Below are 16129 nucleotides of genomic sequence, written 5' to 3' on the forward strand. Positions count from 1 at the left end.
TCACAATCGGCGATCTGCGCCTGTTTTGCCCGACGTGTCAAACGTTCCCCCCGCGCAGGGCTCGCGCCGCGTGGTGCGAAATTCTTCAATGATTTGTACTGTGCATGGGGTTGTTTTCGCGTTTTTTGTTTGAGCGCCTGGCTGGCAACAAAGATCGCAACGTCGGCCAATCAAAATCGGTGCCGATACGGGAACGCCTAAGAGTTTTTACACACAGTTTTGGCACGCTCCACGCGTCAAGACCGCACCTGCATCGTCGCATCTCATTGCGCGCACGAAAAGACAGGCCCGCGGCCATCGAGGGGGCGTAAGCCATGACTGCAGTTGCGTCGGACGCCGGTCGCGCGAAGGGGATCGTGCCGATCCTGCTGTGCGTCGTGCCGTTCAGCCAGATTCCGCTCGATGCCTATACGCCGGGCCTGCCGCAGATGGTGGTGGACCTCGCAACTGACGCGGCCTCGATGCAGAACACCGTCACCGCCTACATGCTCGGCATGTCGCTCGCACTGGTGCCGGTGGGCATCGCCTCCGACACGCTTGGTCGTCGCAACGTTCTGCTCGCAGGGCTGTCGGTGCTCATTGCGATGAGCATTGCCTGTGCGCTGGCCACCAGCGCCTCGCTGCTGCTTGCGCTGCGCTTCCTGCAAGGCGTCGGCGGCTGCACCTGTCTCGTCGTTGCCTATGCGGTTGGAGCTGATTGCTTTCGTGGCCGCGAGCTCACGGCGATCTCCGGCCTGCTTGGCGCTGCCTGGGGTCTCGCGCCTGTGCTGGCGCCTGCAGCCGGCGGCTTCATCGTCGAGCTGACGTCGTGGCGCGGAGTCTTCGTCGTCATTGCCATCGCCGCGGCAATCGTCGCCGCAACCGTCATGCTGCTGCTGCCGGAAACATTGCCGGCGGAGCGGCGAGCGCCGTTCGATCCGCGCCGCACCGCCGGCATCCTGCGCGAGGCTCTCGTTCGCCCGGGCTTTCTCGCCTTCGTGCTGGTGTTTGCTGCCGCAGCAAGCGCGCAGTTGGCGTTCGGCGTCGTCGCGCCGTTCTTCTACCAGACCGGCCTCGGTTATTCCGCCGCCATCTATGGCCTCGTCGCGCTGGGACTTGGCGGGGTGAATCTCGCCGGCGAGCTCGGCTGCGCGCATTTCGCGCGCTTCATGCCGGCCCGCATGCTGGGCTTCGGCGCCTTCGCGCTGTTTCTCGCCGGCGCCGCGCTCCTAACGGCAACCGGCATGGTCTTTGGTCTCGATTTTGCGTCGATCACGATCGGCGGCGCGCTGGTGCTCGGCGGCTGCGGCGTGCTGTGCCCGATGATGTACGGCATGGCGCTTGGCCTGTTCGAGCGCGACCACGGCCTGATCGGCGGCCTCATCAGCTCGCTCTGCTACCTCGCCGTGAGTGGTGCCATGGCAATCGCGGCGGTGTTGCCCGAGGCGACCCAGGCACCGATCGGAGGGCTCTATCTCGGCCTCTGCACTGTTGCCGGTACGCTGCTTGCGATCTCGCTCCCTTCGGCGCGCCACGCCACACAGAATTAAGGAAGGAACCAAATCATGACCACCGTCGGTATTCGCGGCACGTTCTTCGACTTCGTCGACGATCCCTGGAAGCACGTCGGCGACGAGCAGGCCACCGCGCGCTTTCACCAGGACGGCCTCATGGTTGTCACCGACGGCGTCATCAAGGCGTTCGGCGCTTACGAGAAGATCGCCGCCGCCCATCCCGGCGTTGAGATCACCCATATCAAGGATCGCATCATTGTCCCGGGCTTCATCGACGGCCACATCCATCTGCCGCAGACCCGCGTGTTAGGGGCCTATGGCGAGCAACTGCTGCCGTGGCTCCAGAAGTGGGTCTATCCGGAAGAGCTCAAATACCGGGATCGCAACTACGCACGCGAGGGCGTGAAGCGTTTCCTCGACGCGCTGCTGGCGTCCGGCACCACCACCTGCCAGGCGTTCACGAGCTCCTCGCCTGTCTCAACCGAGGAACTGTTCGAGGAAGCGGCCCGCCGCAACATGCGCGTCATCGCGGGCCTCACCGGGATCGATCGCAACGCACCAGCTGATTTCATCGATACCCCGGAGAATTTCTACCGCGATAGCAAGCGGCTGATCGCGCAGTACCATAACAAGGGCCGCAACCTCTACGCCATCACGCCGCGCTTCGCCTTCGGCGCCTCGCCGGACCTGCTGAGGGCGTGTCAGCGCCTCAAGCACGAGCATCCGGACTGCTGGGTCAACACCCACATCTCCGAGAACCCGGCCGAATGCAGTGGCGTGCTCGTCGAGCACCCGGACTGCCAGGACTATCTCGGCGTCTACGAGAAGTTCGATCTGGTCGGACCGAAATTCTCCGGCGGCCACGGCGTCTATCTCTCCAACAACGAGTTTCGCCGCATGTCGAAGAAGGGCGCGGCGGTGGTGTTCTGCCCGTGCTCGAACTTGTTCCTCGGCAGCGGCCTGTTCCGGCTCGGCCGCGCCACCGATCCCGAGCATCGCGTGAAGATGTCGTTCGGCACCGACATCGGCGGCGGCAACCGCTTCTCGATGATCTCCGTGCTCGACGATGCCTACAAGGTGGGCATGTGCAACAACACGTTGCTCGACGGCAGCATTGATCCGGCGCGCAAGGATCTCGCCGAAGCCGAGCGCAACAAGCTCTCGCCGTATCGCGGCTTCTGGTCGATCACGCTCGGCGGTGCCGAAGGCCTCTACATCGACGACAAGCTCGGCAATTTCGAGCCCGGCAAGGAGGCCGATTTCGTCGCGCTCGATCCGAACGGCGGGCAAGTCGCGCAAGCGTGGCACCAGTCGCTGATCGCCGACGGCGCCGGGCCGCGCACGATGGACGAGGCCGCGAGCATGCTGTTCGCCGTCATGATGGTCGGCGACGATCGCTGCGTCGACGAGACCTGGGTGATGGGCAAGCGTCTCTACAAGAAGGACTGAGGCGGACCGCTGCCAATGAGCGCATCTTCTGACACGGCCGGCCAGCCGGTCGCCCTCGTGATCCAGCGCCGCATCGCCGACGATGGCTTTGCCGCGTTCGCGCGGTGGAACGGCGAGGTCGGCGAGGCGCTCAAGGCCTGGCCCGGCTTCCTCAGCCAGGAGGTGGTGCCGCCCCAACCGCCGGCCCATGTCGACTGGGTGACGATCCTGCGCTTTGCGAGCCCGGCCGCAGCCCGCGCCTGGCTTCAGAGCGATGTGCGGGCGCGGCTCATCGCAGAGGTGCAGCGCTTCTTCGTCGGGTCGGAGGATGTCCATATCCTGCCCGACACCGGCGTGCAGCGCGACAGCGCGGTCTCCGCCGTGATCTCCTTCAAAGTCCCGGACGGACTCGAAGATGCTTTCCTCAAATGGCAGCAGCGCATCCAGGCCGCAGAAGCCGAGTTCAAGGGATTTTTGCGCCACAAGATCGAGCGGCCGATTCCGGGCCTGCACGACGAATGGATCATCATCCTGTCGTTCGACAGTGATGCCAACCTCAATGCATGGCTGGACTCGCCGTTGCGGCAGTCGCTGCTGCGGGAAGGCGAGCGCTTCAACGCCGGCATGAATGTGAGGCGGGCGAGCTACGGCTTCAATTTCTGGTTCCCGGCCGGCAAGGCGCAGGCTCCGGAGCAAGGGCCTGGCCTGATCTGGAAGAGCAACCTCATCGTCCTTCTGGTGCTCTATCCCGTGGTCTACCTCTGGGGCTACTTCATCAGCGCGCCCTTAATCGACAACCACGGCGTGCCGGTCTGGCTGTCGCTCTTTGTCGGCAATCTCGTCAGCACCCAGCTGCTCGGCTGGTGGCTGGTGCCCGCCGCCTTCAAGATGCTCGATTGGTGGATCTCGCCGAAGGCGACGGTCGGGCGCCAGATCGCAGGCTATGCACTCCTTGCCGCGCTCTATGCCGCGTCGATGGGCCTGTACGCGCTGCTGCTCGCGTGGCATTGGGGACGGTGAGACCGTCCACAACTGGACACGTGACGACCATGTTCGCCCTGACGTTTCTCGGAACCTCGGCCAGCGTTCCGTCGGCGGAGCGCAACCATCCGGCGCTCCTGGTGGAGGCGGCGGGCAAGCGCATTCTGGTCGATTGCGGCGAAGGCACGCAGCGTCAGTTGCTGCGCAGCGGTGCCGGCTTTCGGCGGCTCGACCGCATCCTGCTGACGCATGCCCATCTCGATCACGTGCTCGGTATTCCCGGCCTCTTTTCAACGCTGGGCTTGCGGCAGACCTCCGACGTGATGACCATTCATGGCGGGCAGGGCACGCTCGATCTCGTCATCCGGATGCTTGCGGGCCTGTGGGGTGCTGGCAGGGCGCCGATTGCGGTGGAGTTCTCAGCCCTGACCGAAGGGCAGGTCATGGACGCCGGCGACTTCATCATCGACTGCTTTCCGGTTCGCCATCGTGACACCGACAGTTTTGGTTTTTCCTTCAAGAGCCCCGCACGCCGCCATGTTCGGCCGGAGCGCCTCGCCGAACTGGGCGTTCCAGACGGGCCGATACGCGGAGAGTTGGCCGCGGGACGACCAGTCGTGATCGCCGATCGAACGATCGATCCGGAAGACGTCCTGGGGCCGCTGAGCGGCGGCAGGAAGCTCGTCGTGATCGGCGACACCGAGACCACCGAAGACCTCTCCAAATACGTTTCTGCCGCCGATCTGCTGGTGATCGAGGCAACGTTCCTCGATCGCGACGTATCGATCGCGCGGAACTATGGGCACCTCACTGCGCGCGATGCGGCTGCGTTTGCGGCCGCGACCAACGTCGGCCAGCTCGTGCTCACGCATCAGTCGGGCCGCTATGAGGACGATGAAGTCCTTGCAGAGGCAGCCAGGATTTTTCCGAACACCCGGATCGCTGCCGACTTCGATCGCATTGCCATCTAGCCTCGAGAGGCCGTTCAGCTCGTCAATCCGGACTTGATGGCGAGGTCCTGCACCTGGCGCGTCACCTGCATCAGGCGCGGCAGCGCCTGGTCGCGAAAGGCCGGCATCTCCATGCGCACCGCATCGATGGTGACGCTCAATCCGGCGATCACGAGACCCTGGGCGTCGAAGATCGGCGCTGCCAGCGTGCGCAGGCCATAGGCGTTCTCGCCGTCGGAGACGGCGTGCCCTTTCTTCTTCACCTGATCGAGCCGGGCGAGCAGGGCGTCGAGATCGGTGAGCGTTCGTTCCGACAGTTTGACGCGCGGTCGCGACTCCAGCCGCGCGATCTGTTCGTCCCGCGCCAGATGCGCCAGCATGACGTGGCCGAGCGCGGCACTATAGGCGGGAATCCGCGTGCCCGGCCGGCGATCCATCTTGTGGCGGTCGAGGCCAGCGCCGACCCGCGCGAGATAGACCACGTCGCCGCCGTCGAGGATGCCGAGCGAAGCCGCATCGCCGACATCAGGCACGAGGTCGCGCAGCAGCGGCTCGACGATGGGTCGCAGCGATCCGTGCGACAGCACGGTGTAGCCGAGATCGAGACAGGCAACGCCGAGGCGGAACCGGCGGCTCTGCGGAACGGCCTGGAGGTAGCCGAGTTCGATCAAGGTCTGGATCAGCCGGAACGCCGTCCCGCGATCGAGGTCGGCCCGTGCGGCAATCTCACTCAGGGTCAGCTCGAAGGCCTCGCTGGTGAAACTCTTGAGCACGGCAAAGGCCTTGCCGACGGAAGCGACGTAATTCTTTGGATTTTTCGCATCATTGTCCGATACGCGCTTCGTGGCCTTCTTTTCGACCTTGGCCATGCTCGAATGTCTCGCCATGACATGTCCCCTTGACGTGGCGGCAAGCTGATTTTACGACGGGACAATCCAATAACAAATGTTCGCATTCCGAACAACATCGATTTGACGATCGGAGGAAGTTTGTCGACATCATCGCTGCACCCTCATGGCGTGTTCTCCGCCGCACTGACTCCGCTCGATGCCGAGCTCGCCCCTGATCATGCGCGCTTCGTCGCGCATTGCCGCTATCTGCTCGACGAAGGCTGTGACGGCATCGCGCTGCTCGGCACGACCGGTGAGGCGAACTCGTTCTCGGCCACTGAGCGCACCGCGCTGCTCGAAGCAGTGGTCGCCGCCGGCATCGCGCCGCAGCGGCTTCTGCCAGGCACTGGTGTCACCGCGCTCAACGAGACCATCGCCCTGACGCGTCATGCGCTCTCGGTCGGCGTCGACACCGTGGTGATGTTGCCGCCGTTCTACTACAAGGGCGTCAGCGACGACGGCATCTACGCGTCCTACAGCGAAGTCGTGCAGCGCATCGGCGATGCCAGGCTCAAGATTGTGCTCTATCACATCCCGCAGATGTCGGCGCAGCCGATCTCGCATGCGCTGATCGAGCGGCTGCGCGCGGCTTATCCAGCGACGTTCACCGGCATCAAGGATTCCTCCGGCGACTTCGCCAACATGACCGCGATGGTCGAACGCTTTCCCGGCTTTTCGGTCCTGGTCGGCGCCGATCCTTTGTTGCTGCCGCTGCTCCGCAAGGGCGGCGCCGGCTGCATCACCGCGACGTCCAATCTCGTGGCGCGCGACCTTGCCTACGTCTACAAGCACTTTGGCGACAGCGACGACGACGCAGCGCTCAAGGCCGCGCAGGCGCGCATCGTCAGGGCGCGCGAATTGGTCTCGCGCTTCCCGCAGATGGCCTCGCTTAAGGCGCTGGTGGCCGCGCGCACCGGCCATGCCGGATGGCAGCGGTTGCGTCCGCCGCTGGAATCCTTGCCAACGGCTCAAGTGAAAGAGCTGCTTGCGGATGCCACTGCATTCGCAGCCGCCATTTAGCCGCGAGGCTGGCGACGAGGCGATCCGATGTCCGACTCTTTCCAGGATGCGCTGTCCGGGCTCGCTGACATCGTCGGCGACAAGCACGTCATCGCCTCCGGAGCCGACCAGGAGCCCTATGTGGTGGACTGGCGCGGCCGCTATCACGGTCGCGCGGTCGCGGTGGTGAAGCCCGGCTCGACCTCCGAGGTCGCCGCCGTCGTCAAATTCTGCGCGGCAAGACAGCTTGCGACCGTGCCGCAGGGCGGCAACACCGGCATGTGCGGGGCCGCGACGCCGGACGATCGTGCGGGCAATGTCGTGATCCGGCTCGACCGTATGCGGGCCGTGCGCGACGTCAGCCCGCTCGCCAACACGATCACGGTGGAAGCCGGCTGCATTCTCGCCGAGGTGCAGAATGCGGCCCGTAGCGTCGATCGCTATTTTCCCTTGAGCCTAGGTGCCGAGGGTTCCTGCCAGATCGGCGGCAACATTTCCACCAATGCCGGCGGCACGGCCGTGCTTCGCTACGGACCGACACGCGACCTCGTGCTCGGGTTGGAGGTCGTGCTGCCCGACGGGCGCGTCTTCAACGGCCTGCGCGCGCTGCGCAAGGACAACACCGGTTACGCGCTCAAGCAGCTCTTCATCGGCGCAGAGGGCACGCTCGGCATCGTCACGGCGGCGGTCCTGAAACTGTTTGCGCCGCCGCGCAGCTCAGCGCTGGCGCTGCTGAAACTGCAAGGCGTCGAGCAGGCGCTCGAGGTCATGCAGCGCCTGCGCGGTGTGGTTGGCGACCGGCTCGGCAGCCTCGAGATCATGTCGCGCTCGCAGATCGAGGCGATTGCGGAGACCGTGCCGCATGTCACGATCCCATTCGAGCTGACGACGCCGTGGTATCTGATCGTCGAGTTGACCGATACGCTCGCAGGCGTTGACCTCAACGAGCCGCTCGCCACGGTGCTCGCTGAGGCGATGGAGGCCGGGCTCGCTGACGACGTGATCCTGGCGTCCAACCTGGCGCAGGCCAAGGCGATCTGGGCGGTCAGGCACAGCGTGTCCGAAGGCAACAAGCGCAGCGGCTATGTCGTGTCGCATGACAGCGTGGTGCCGTTGGAGCGTCAGGCGGCCTTCGTCGCCAATGTCGAGGCCCGGATCAAGACTGCCGTGCCGCATGCGCGCGTCGTGATGCACGGCCATATCGGCGATGGCAATCTCCACGTGATCGCGCTGATCGACCGCGCGCATTGTCAGGACCCTGCTGCAACGGCCGCGCTGGTGGCTGAGATCAACGAGATCGTCGATGACGAGACCGCAGCGCAAGGCGGAGCCATCAGTGCCGAGCACGGCATTGGCTTCACCAATCGTGATCGGCTCGCGCGCGTCACCGATCCTCTCGATATCGAGCTGATGCGAGACATCAAGCAACTGCTCGATCCGAACGGCCTGATGAACCCGGGCAAGATCTTTACTGCCGGAGGCGCGCGACGATGACGAGCGTCCGCCTGCTTGCCGACGACCTTACCGGTGCGCTCGACACCGCGGCGGAGTTCGTCGGTCTGTGCGGGCCGTTCGACGTCACGTGGCCAGAGGCGTCTGCGGGGCAGGACTCTGAAAGCCTGGCAATCGACAGCGGCACACGCGAACGTTCCAAAGCCGAGAGCATCGAGATCGTTGGACGACTGGCGCCGCTGCTCCGCGGGGCGACGATCGCCTACAAGAAAGTCGATAGCCTCCTTCGCGGCGCGTGGGCGGCCGAGCTCAGCGCCTGCCTGCGCGGTGGCGATTGGGCGTCCTGCGTGGTCGCGCCCGCCTTCGACTATCAGGGGCGGCGCACCGTGGGTGGCCAGCAATTTGCGCGCACGGTGCAAGGCGAGTGGCACCGCGTCGGCGACAATCTCCTGGCCCAGCTGCAGCAGGAAGGCATCGAGGCCCGGCAGGGCGGGGCCGACACGCTGTCGCAGGCCGGCGTTCAGGTCTTCGACGCCGAAAGCGACATCGACCTCGATCGGGTCGTCGAGATGGGACGGCGCATGCCGGGACCCGTGCTATGGTGCGGCAGCGGTGGGCTCGCCGGCGCGCTCGCCCGCAGCCATCGCGCCGATGCGCCGAGCCAATTGAAGCTGCCGGTGCTGGGGCTGTTCGGCTCGGATCAACCCGCGACTGCGTCTCAGCTGGCTGCGTGCGGCGAGGCAACCATCGCGCTTGCGGAAGGCGAGGGCGCGGCGCCTGTGCGGCGCAAGCTGGCCGATGACGCCGTGGCACTGGTTAAATTCTCTCTCGCCGACGGCCTGACGCGCGCGGAGGCGGCGCAGCGGATCGCGCGCGAAATGGCGGCGCTGATCGCGGCGCTCCAACCTCCGGGCACGCTGATCGCTGCTGGCGGCGAGACCCTGAAGGCGGCGTGCGTTACACTAGGCGCGCATGCGCTCCAGGTGACGGGACGTATCGTGCCGGGACTGCCGCGCTCGATCTTGCAGGGCGGCCGGTGGGCCGGAGTGGACGTCATCTCGAAGTCCGGTGCATTCGGCCCCAGCGAGCTCTGGCGCGATCTGCTTCGGGACAATCATTTGCTCAACATGAGGAGTCCGACATGACCTCTCGTCATCTTGCCATCACCATGGGTGATCCCGCCGGGATCGGACCGGAGATCATCGTCAAGGCTTGCGTCGGACTGAAGGACCGTATCGCGAAGGGCGATCTGCGCCTGCTGATCATCGGCAGCGGCGCGGCGCTTGATGGCGCAAAGGCCTCGCTCGGCGCTGACATTGCCATCCCCGAGGTGAGCGACAAGGATGGCGATTGGCCAAATCTGTGTTTCCTCCAGGCCGACGCCGAGGGCGAACCGATCAAGCCCGGCGTGCTCAGCGCGGATGGCGGCCGCTTTGCCTACAAGGCGATCGAGCAGGGCGTGCGCCTGACGCAGGCGGGCCGCACCGCGGCCATCGTCACGGCACCGCTCAACAAGGAAGCCCTCAACAAGGCCGGCTATCATTTCCCTGGACATACCGAGATGCTCGCGCATCTCACCGGCGTGCGCGGCTCGGTGATGCTGCTTGCCCATGGCAACATGCGCGTCAGCCACGTCTCGACTCATGTGGCGCTGGAGGACGTGCCGAAGCGTCTGACGCCGGAGCGCCTGCGCATGGTGATCGACCTCACCAACGACGCGCTGCGGCGGCTCGGCATCGAAAGGCCGAAGATCGCCATCGCCGCGCTCAACCCGCATGCCGGCGAGGGCGGCCTGTTCGGCCGGCAGGACATCGATGTGTCGGCGCCGACGATCGCCAAGGCGGTCGCTGATGGTCTCGACGTCGTCGGACCGGTGCCGGGCGACACCATCTTCGTCAAGCTGCGCGCCGGCCAGTACGATGCTGCGGTCGCGATGTATCACGACCAGGGCCACATCCCCGTCAAGCTGCTCGGCTTCCAGGTCGATCCCGCCACCGGCCGCTGGCAGGAGCTCTCCGGCGTCAACATCACGCTGGGCCTGCCGATCATCCGCACGTCCGTCGATCACGGCACCGCCTTCGACATCGCCGGCAAGGGCATCGCCAACGAGCACAGCCTGATCGAGGCCATCGACTATGCCGAGCGGCTGGCCGTCGGCGCTTCCGCATCCAAGTCATGAGATCGAACGCACGATGACCAACGCCTTCACGCCCATCGAAATTCTTCGCCCCACTGTCCTGGAGTTCGGCTGCGGCACGATCGCCGCCGCGGCACGCTTCGCCGAACGGATCGGCGCCAAACGGCCGCTGGTGATTTCGGACCCGTTCAACGCGCGTCGCGTCGACACGCTGGCGCTGCCGGGTGCCGTGAAGGTGTTCGGCGATGTGAAGCCCGAGCCGGACCTGCCTAATCTCGAGAAGGCGGTCGCGATAGCGCGCGACGTCAAGCCCGATCTCGTGGTCGGCTTCGGCGGCGGCAGCGCGATGGATCTGGCCAAGCTGGTGGCGGTGATGTGCACGAACGACGTGGCCTTCGCCGACATCGTTGGGCCGGAGAAGGTGGCCGGTCGCAGCGTGGCGCTGATGCAGATTCCTACCACCTCGGGCACCGGCAGCGAAGCCGGCACCCGCGCGCTCGTCACCGACCCCGTGAGCCAGAACAAGCAGGCGGTGCAGAGCCGCTTCATGCTGGCTGACATCGCCATCGTCGATCCGGATCTGACAATGACGGTGCCGAAAGAGGTCACCGCAGCGACCGGCGTCGATGCGCTGGCGCATTGCGTCGAGGCCTACACCAGCCGCAAGGCGCATCCCACGATCGACCTCTATGCGCTCGAAGGCGCGCGGCTGGTTGGGCAGTATCTCAAGCGGGCGGTGGTCGATGGTAGCGATCGCGAGGCGCGTGCCGGCCTGGCGCTGGCCTCGCTCTATGGCGGCTATTGCCTCGGGCCGGTGAATACGACCGCCGGCCATGCGGTCGCGTATCCGCTCGGCACGCGTCACCATGTGGCGCATGGGCTCGCCTGCGCGGTGATCTTCCCGCACACGCTGGCCTTCAACATGCCGGCCGTGGAGGCGAAGACCGTCGCGGTGCTCCAGGCACTTGGATTGCCGAAGCAGGACGATGCAAAGCTGGCGTTCGACGCAACCTACAAGTTCTGCGCCGATCTCGGTATCGAGATGCGGCTGTCGGCTCTCGGCGTGCCCAGGGACGACCTCGGCGTCATGGCCGACGAGGCGCACGCCATTCGCCGCCTGCTCGACAACAATCCGCGCGACCTTAGCCGGGATGCGATCCTGAACATGTACGAGGTCGCGTTCTAAAGCATGATCCGGATAGTGGTTTTCCGAAAAGATCATGCTCAAACAATAAGCTAAGGCGCGATGCATCGCGCTTTAGCCATCTCCGCCGCTCGTTCGCGGCACCAATCAACAACACTGAAAACAGAGGAAACTTCGATGAGATCGATGTGGCTTGTTCTTGCCTCACTCATGCTGCTGGCGACGTCGCCGGCAAAGGCCCAGGACGGTTATCCATCCAAGCAGGTGACGGTGATCGTTCCGTTCGCCGCCGGCGGTACCGCCGATATCTTCGCCCGCATGGTCTCCAACCATTTGCAAGCGAAGTTCGGTAAGCCGTTCGTGGTCGAGAATGTCGGTGGCGCCGGCTCGATCCTCGGCGTGACGCGGCTGGCGAAGTCGGCGCCTGACGGCATCACGCTCGGGCTTGCGAGCACGTCCGCGCTCGCGATCAACCCGTCGCTCTTTGGTCCGAAGCTCAGCTACCAGCCGGACAAGGATCTTGCGCCGGTTGCCCAGATCAGCGTCGTGCCAAACGTGCTTGTCGTGAACCCCAACAAGATCAAGGCACGCACCGTGCCGGAGCTGATCGCTTATCTGAAGGCGAATCCGGACAAGGTCTCGTTCGGCTCGGCCGGCGTCGGCACCTCGCAGCATCTGGCCGCCGAGCTGTTTCAGCAGATGACCGGCACCAAGATGGTGCACGTACCCTACAAGGGCTCCAGCCAGATGCTGACGGACCTGTTGAGCGGCCAGATCGATCTCGCCTTCGACAACGTGCCGCTGCTGCTGCCGCAGGTGAAGACCGGCCAGCTCGCACTGCTCGCGACCGCGACGCCGAAGCGGGCCGCCTTCGATCCCGAAGCTCCCGCCGTCGCCGAATTCCTGCCGGGCTTCGAGGCCGTGGCCTGGCACGGCTTCTTCGTCCCGGGCGGAACGCCGAAACCGATCGTCGAAAAGCTCTCCGCCGAGATCCGCGCCTTCATGCAGCAGCCGGACACGGTGCAGAAATTGGCCGAGCTCGGCGCCACTGCGGTCGCGGTCGATTCCGAGCCGTTTGCGGCCTACATTGCCGCTGAGACGGCGCGGTGGAAGAAGGTGATCGAGGCGGCGAACATCAAGCTGGACTAAGCGCCAAAGGCTCGCTGCTTGCCGATGGAAGCTCCCGGTTTGTCGTCCTCAGGAAGAGGAGTTCGACGATGGACGTCATTCTCCGCCACTCAGTCGTGAAGAAAACGGCCCGCCAAGCGGGCCGTTGACGTCACAAGTCGATCAAATCCTTACTGCTCGGTGCAGACCTTGACGGTCTTCACGGCGGACTCGGCTTCCGTCTTGGTTTTGTAGACGCCGTCACCAACGACTGTCGTGGTGGTCGTCGTCGGCTTAGTATCTACGACTGTGCACTTCTTAGTCGTAGCATCACGCGCAATGTAAAATTCGGCAGCCAGCTGCCTGATTGCCAAGAGCGAAAGCGGCAAGGGCTCCGCACACGATCAGTTTTTTCATAAGCGCTCCTCCATTCAATCAAGAATAGTCACGCAAACTGGAGTAGTAAAAGTTCCGAATGTTCCCGGTCGTGCTGAGGCGGACTGCTGCGAGAGGGGATTAATTCTCTTGGCAGAGTGTGCGCGAGGTGCCGAATTTTCCCGATAAAGGAACCCGCGATCCTGTCGGGTGTTGTAGGCTACTTGCATTCTGGAGGTCTCCAGATTGCCGTACTCGGGCCGCTCCACGGCGATGTCCAGGCGCGCCCTGTCTCGGGAGCAGTGGACCACAGACTGCACGGTGCGTACCGAAAGCCGCACGGGCGAAAGCGTGCTCGAAGGCATGGAGATCGAGGCCTTTCCGAGGAGGTCTGCGCCGACGTTGCGGGAGTATCGGTAGATCGATCGGGAGAGCGGACCTACATCGCGCCCCCCGTGAGCGTCGCATCATCGAAGAGATCGACTGATCTTGCCAAATAGGAGAAACGACTATGAAAGCTATCGGACTGGGATTCCTCGCAGCCACCCTTTTGGGATCCGCCGCGGCGGCCGCCCCGCTCAATCCGACCGCCGTCGGTTCGACCGAGGTCTCGGACATTCAGCAGGTGCGCCTAGTTTGCAACGAGTACGGCCGCTGCTACCGGACCCGCGGCCCTCGTTACGTCCAGCGCTACTACGGCGGTGACGACGGCTATGTGGTCCGCCGCAGCTATGGCTATTACGGCGATCCAGGATATTACGATCGCGGCTACGGCTACTATGGCGGCGGCCCGAGCATCGGCTTCAGCTTCGGCACCCGCAGTTGGTGAACGACGAAGGGCCGCTTTCGAAGCGGCCCTTCAATGCCGGATTGGGAATCGTGAGATGTCGAATCTTGCGACGCTGATCGGCAAGAAGCAGCAGCTCCGGGGCCGTCCTCTTGATAATCGGTGATAATCGGCTTGATCAGAAATTAGTTTAAACGGATCTCATAGCGACGTTTGAGCCGGTCGCTTGTAGTCTTTGCTGCGTATTGAATGCGTGCAAGATCGCAGCCTTCCTGTGCGATGACATGCAGCTTCCAGTCCGAGGTACCGGGTCGGTAATCTGGCCCGAATTCAACTTCGATGGAGACGACCTTTTCTGTGCCTGGAAAACTCCGGATCTCCTGCAGCGCAATTCGCTCAAGCTCGTCCCTCGAAACCGGTGATCTCGACACCGTTCGCTCCTAAAGGTGGAGGCGGCTGCTTGAGCCGCGCTTGACTCAATGCAGTCAATGACCTCGACGTTCCTCTCAAGATGAGACGGCGCATCGCGATCGCTCCAAGCTCGCGCCGATCTTATGAGCTGATCAGCGCAATTGCCGCAGAGCCTCCGGAGTCAGCGCGTATCGACTCCCCACCTTTTCTAACCAGCGTGCTTTAAGCATACGCCTTGCCGTGTAGAACCCACACAGTGGACGGTTGCCTCCTGGTTGAAGCTGGCCGTCGCGTTCGAGCAGATAACCATAGAGGGTCGATGAGGGGGTGGACCTCTCGATTTTTAGGAACGAGCGCCCCCCGCAGCCAGTCGAATGATCAGTCTTGCGTGCTATCCTTTCGCAAGACCGGTGCGATTGCCAAGTTTTCCCGATGCCCTTCCCAAAGGGTGACCCCGATTGGCCCCAGCTCCAATGCCCCCCAAATATCCCCGCGAGCTGGGGCCATTTTTCTGGAGGCCTCAGCTCATCCCATTGCCCGGAGCTGAGGCCTTTTCGTCGCATCCGTGAGCGGAATTAAACAGGACAAGGCCGCCAACTAAGGCGCTCCTACTTACAGCCCCGATGTTCACAGAAGGACTAGACCGCCAACGCTGGCGCAGCTATATGACCGGCCTGCGAGCCGCTGATTTGCAAAACTTTCAGCCGGCCTTGCAAAACTTCCGAAGAAAGCTTAGCGATATCAAGCGCTTCGGTGGGGAATGGTGTAACGGTAGCACAACAGACTCTGACTCTGTTTGTCTTGGTTCGAATCCAGGTTCCCCAGCCAGTTCCGGCGCTCTTTCTCCAGACGTAACCCTCGGAATCTGCACGGCAGAGAACGGAAGTTCGTTGGCGGCACCGCCGCTCGCGACCGTTTGCCTCATCTGAAAAATCGCGTTTCCGGGTCGGATCTCCGCGCACTCCATCGTCCTTGAGTTACACAACCTAAGGAGATCCGTGATGCCCTATGTCGATGGTTTCGTGCTGGCCGTGCCGAAGGACAAGATCGAGGCCTACAAGACGCTGGCAACGACCGCCTGCGCAATCTGGCTGGAGCACGGCGCGCTCGACTATGTCGAATGCATCGGTGACGACGTCCCCTATGGCGAGCTCACCTCGTTTCCGCGCGCGGTGATGGCAAAGGAGGACGAGATCGTGGTTTTCTCCTGGATCGTCTACCGCGACCGGGAGACCCGCGATGCCGTCAACAAGAAGGTGATGGCGGACCCGCGGCTGAAAATGGACGGCATGCCGTTCGATGGCAGGCGCATGATCTATGGCGGCTTCACGACGCTGCTTCGGGCAGGCGACATCGCGACCTGACGGTGTCCGTTACTTGATCTTGTCGTAGGCCGCGGCGAAATCGTTGAGTGGCATCGGGATCGCGATCGTCTCCTTGGCCATGTTCTGGAAGGAGACCTTCAACTGCTTGCCCGACCTCAAGGCGGCCAGCAGGTCCGGCGCGACCGGCGTCGAGGCGTAGCAGCCGCGGTTCTCGCAGGTCTGGATCTGGAGATCGAACGCCTTGCCCTCGTCGACCTGGAGCTTGGCGCCGACGGGCAGGTTGAGGCCGAGCGGCAATTGCAGCAGCGCAATCGGCGTGCGGGTGTCGGGAGCGATGCGGATGTTGATCAGGATGACGGTCTGGCCGGTCTTGGTGAGCACCGCGTTCTGCTCCATCGCGCATTCGAGCGGCGCCTCGCGGCTTGCGCTGGTGCAGCGCACGATCCAACCGGGCTGCCCCGGAGCGCCGTCCGCCTGTGCTTGCGTCGGGGCAGGCACGGGCTGCGTGGCCGGGGCAGGAGAAGCGGCGTTCTTCTTGGCGCCTTGCTGGGCATGTGCGGCGCTGGTGAACAACAGGACAGTGGCGGCGAGGGCGACAAGTCTGGATTGCATGAGCATGGCGAAACCGCGTTAGCTTGAATCGAGGTCTC

The 16129-nt window shown here is 64.0% G+C and carries 15 protein-coding genes, 1 tRNA gene and 1 pseudogene; 13 read left to right on the forward strand and 4 right to left on the reverse strand.

Annotation, left to right across the window (positions count from 1 at the left end; all coding sequences use genetic code 11):
• The first annotated feature begins 314 nt into the window (after positions 1–314).
• The 4 genes from LRP30_RS16760 to rnz are packed head-to-tail and all read left to right on the forward strand — an operon-like array spanning position 315 to position 4873.
• Positions 315–1529 (forward strand): multidrug effflux MFS transporter, encoded by a 1215-nt coding sequence (locus tag LRP30_RS16760; protein ID WP_249761071.1) that lies wholly within the window; start codon positions 315–317, stop codon positions 1527–1529.
• 15 nt (positions 1530–1544) lie between these two features.
• Positions 1545–2942, forward strand: coding sequence for a guanine deaminase (gene guaD, locus LRP30_RS16765; protein WP_249761072.1), 1398 nt, complete (start codon positions 1545–1547; stop codon positions 2940–2942).
• A gap of 15 nt (positions 2943–2957) precedes the next feature.
• Positions 2958–3941 carry an antibiotic biosynthesis monooxygenase gene (locus LRP30_RS16770; protein ID WP_249761073.1) on the forward strand — a complete coding sequence of 328 codons (984 nt, stop codon included), beginning with the start codon at positions 2958–2960 and terminating at the stop codon, positions 3939–3941.
• A gap of 29 nt (positions 3942–3970) precedes the next feature.
• Positions 3971–4873, forward strand: a complete 903-nt coding sequence (gene rnz, locus LRP30_RS16775) for a ribonuclease Z (RefSeq protein ID WP_249761074.1) — start codon at positions 3971–3973, stop codon at positions 4871–4873.
• A 14-nt stretch (positions 4874–4887) separates the two neighbouring features.
• Here the strand turns inward: rnz and LRP30_RS16780 are convergent, their stop codons facing one another.
• Positions 4888–5739 carry an IclR family transcriptional regulator gene (locus tag LRP30_RS16780; RefSeq protein WP_249761075.1) on the reverse strand — a complete coding sequence of 284 codons (852 nt, stop codon included), beginning with the start codon at positions 5737–5739 and terminating at the stop codon, positions 4888–4890.
• Between the two features lie 102 nt (positions 5740–5841).
• On the opposite strand from LRP30_RS16780, the gene LRP30_RS16785 reads away from it, so the two are divergent.
• From LRP30_RS16785 to LRP30_RS16810, 6 genes are all read left to right on the forward strand, one after another.
• Positions 5842–6762 (forward strand): dihydrodipicolinate synthase family protein, encoded by a 921-nt coding sequence (locus LRP30_RS16785; RefSeq protein WP_249761076.1) that lies wholly within the window; start codon positions 5842–5844, stop codon positions 6760–6762.
• A 27-nt stretch (positions 6763–6789) separates the two neighbouring features.
• Positions 6790–8235: an FAD-binding oxidoreductase gene (locus LRP30_RS16790; protein WP_249761077.1), complete on the forward strand. Its 1446-nt coding sequence runs from the start codon at positions 6790–6792 to the stop codon at positions 8233–8235.
• Positions 8232–9338 carry a four-carbon acid sugar kinase family protein gene (locus tag LRP30_RS16795; protein WP_249761078.1) on the forward strand — a complete coding sequence of 369 codons (1107 nt, stop codon included), beginning with the start codon at positions 8232–8234 and terminating at the stop codon, positions 9336–9338. Before LRP30_RS16790 ends, LRP30_RS16795 begins: the two co-directional genes overlap by 4 nt.
• The gene (gene pdxA, locus LRP30_RS16800) at positions 9335–10372 is read left to right on the forward strand and encodes a 4-hydroxythreonine-4-phosphate dehydrogenase PdxA (RefSeq protein ID WP_249761079.1); all 1038 of its coding nucleotides are present in this window, start codon (positions 9335–9337) and stop codon (positions 10370–10372) included. Before LRP30_RS16795 ends, pdxA begins: the two co-directional genes overlap by 4 nt.
• Positions 10373–10385: 13 nt before the next feature.
• A complete protein-coding gene (locus LRP30_RS16805; protein ID WP_249761080.1) occupies positions 10386–11516 on the forward strand; it encodes an iron-containing alcohol dehydrogenase in 1131 nt (376 codons plus the stop codon).
• A 135-nt stretch (positions 11517–11651) separates the two neighbouring features.
• Positions 11652–12623 (forward strand): tripartite tricarboxylate transporter substrate binding protein, encoded by a 972-nt coding sequence (locus tag LRP30_RS16810; RefSeq protein WP_249761081.1) that lies wholly within the window; start codon positions 11652–11654, stop codon positions 12621–12623.
• Positions 12624–12772: 149 nt separating this feature from the next.
• On the opposite strand, the pseudogene LRP30_RS16815 reads toward LRP30_RS16810, so the two are convergent.
• Positions 12773–12998: pseudogene (locus tag LRP30_RS16815) on the reverse strand (hypothetical protein).
• 469 nt (positions 12999–13467) lie between these two features.
• Between LRP30_RS16815 and LRP30_RS16820 the strand changes: the two are divergent.
• Positions 13468–13785, forward strand: a complete 318-nt coding sequence (locus LRP30_RS16820) for a hypothetical protein (protein WP_128947405.1) — start codon at positions 13468–13470, stop codon at positions 13783–13785.
• A gap of 143 nt (positions 13786–13928) precedes the next feature.
• Here LRP30_RS16820 and LRP30_RS16825 read toward each other — a convergent pair whose 3' ends face one another.
• On the reverse strand, positions 13929–14174 hold the full coding sequence (locus LRP30_RS16825) for a hypothetical protein (protein ID WP_249761082.1): 246 nt from the start codon (positions 14172–14174) through the stop codon (positions 13929–13931).
• A 734-nt stretch (positions 14175–14908) separates the two neighbouring features.
• On the opposite strand from LRP30_RS16825, the gene LRP30_RS16830 reads away from it, so the two are divergent.
• Positions 14909–14982 (forward strand) — tRNA-Gln (locus LRP30_RS16830).
• Positions 14983–15155: 173 nt separating this feature from the next.
• Entirely contained in the window at positions 15156–15518 is a 363-nt protein-coding gene (locus LRP30_RS16835) for a DUF1428 family protein (protein WP_249761083.1), read from the forward strand.
• 9 nt (positions 15519–15527) lie between these two features.
• Here the strand turns inward: LRP30_RS16835 and LRP30_RS16840 are convergent, their stop codons facing one another.
• Positions 15528–16097, reverse strand: coding sequence for an invasion associated locus B family protein (locus tag LRP30_RS16840; protein ID WP_249761084.1), 570 nt, complete (start codon positions 16095–16097; stop codon positions 15528–15530).
• Positions 16098–16129 lie beyond the last annotated feature (32 nt).

This window comes from Bradyrhizobium sp. C-145 (assembly GCF_023375135.1).
Lineage (GTDB): Bacteria > Pseudomonadota > Alphaproteobacteria > Rhizobiales > Xanthobacteraceae > Bradyrhizobium > Bradyrhizobium zhanjiangense.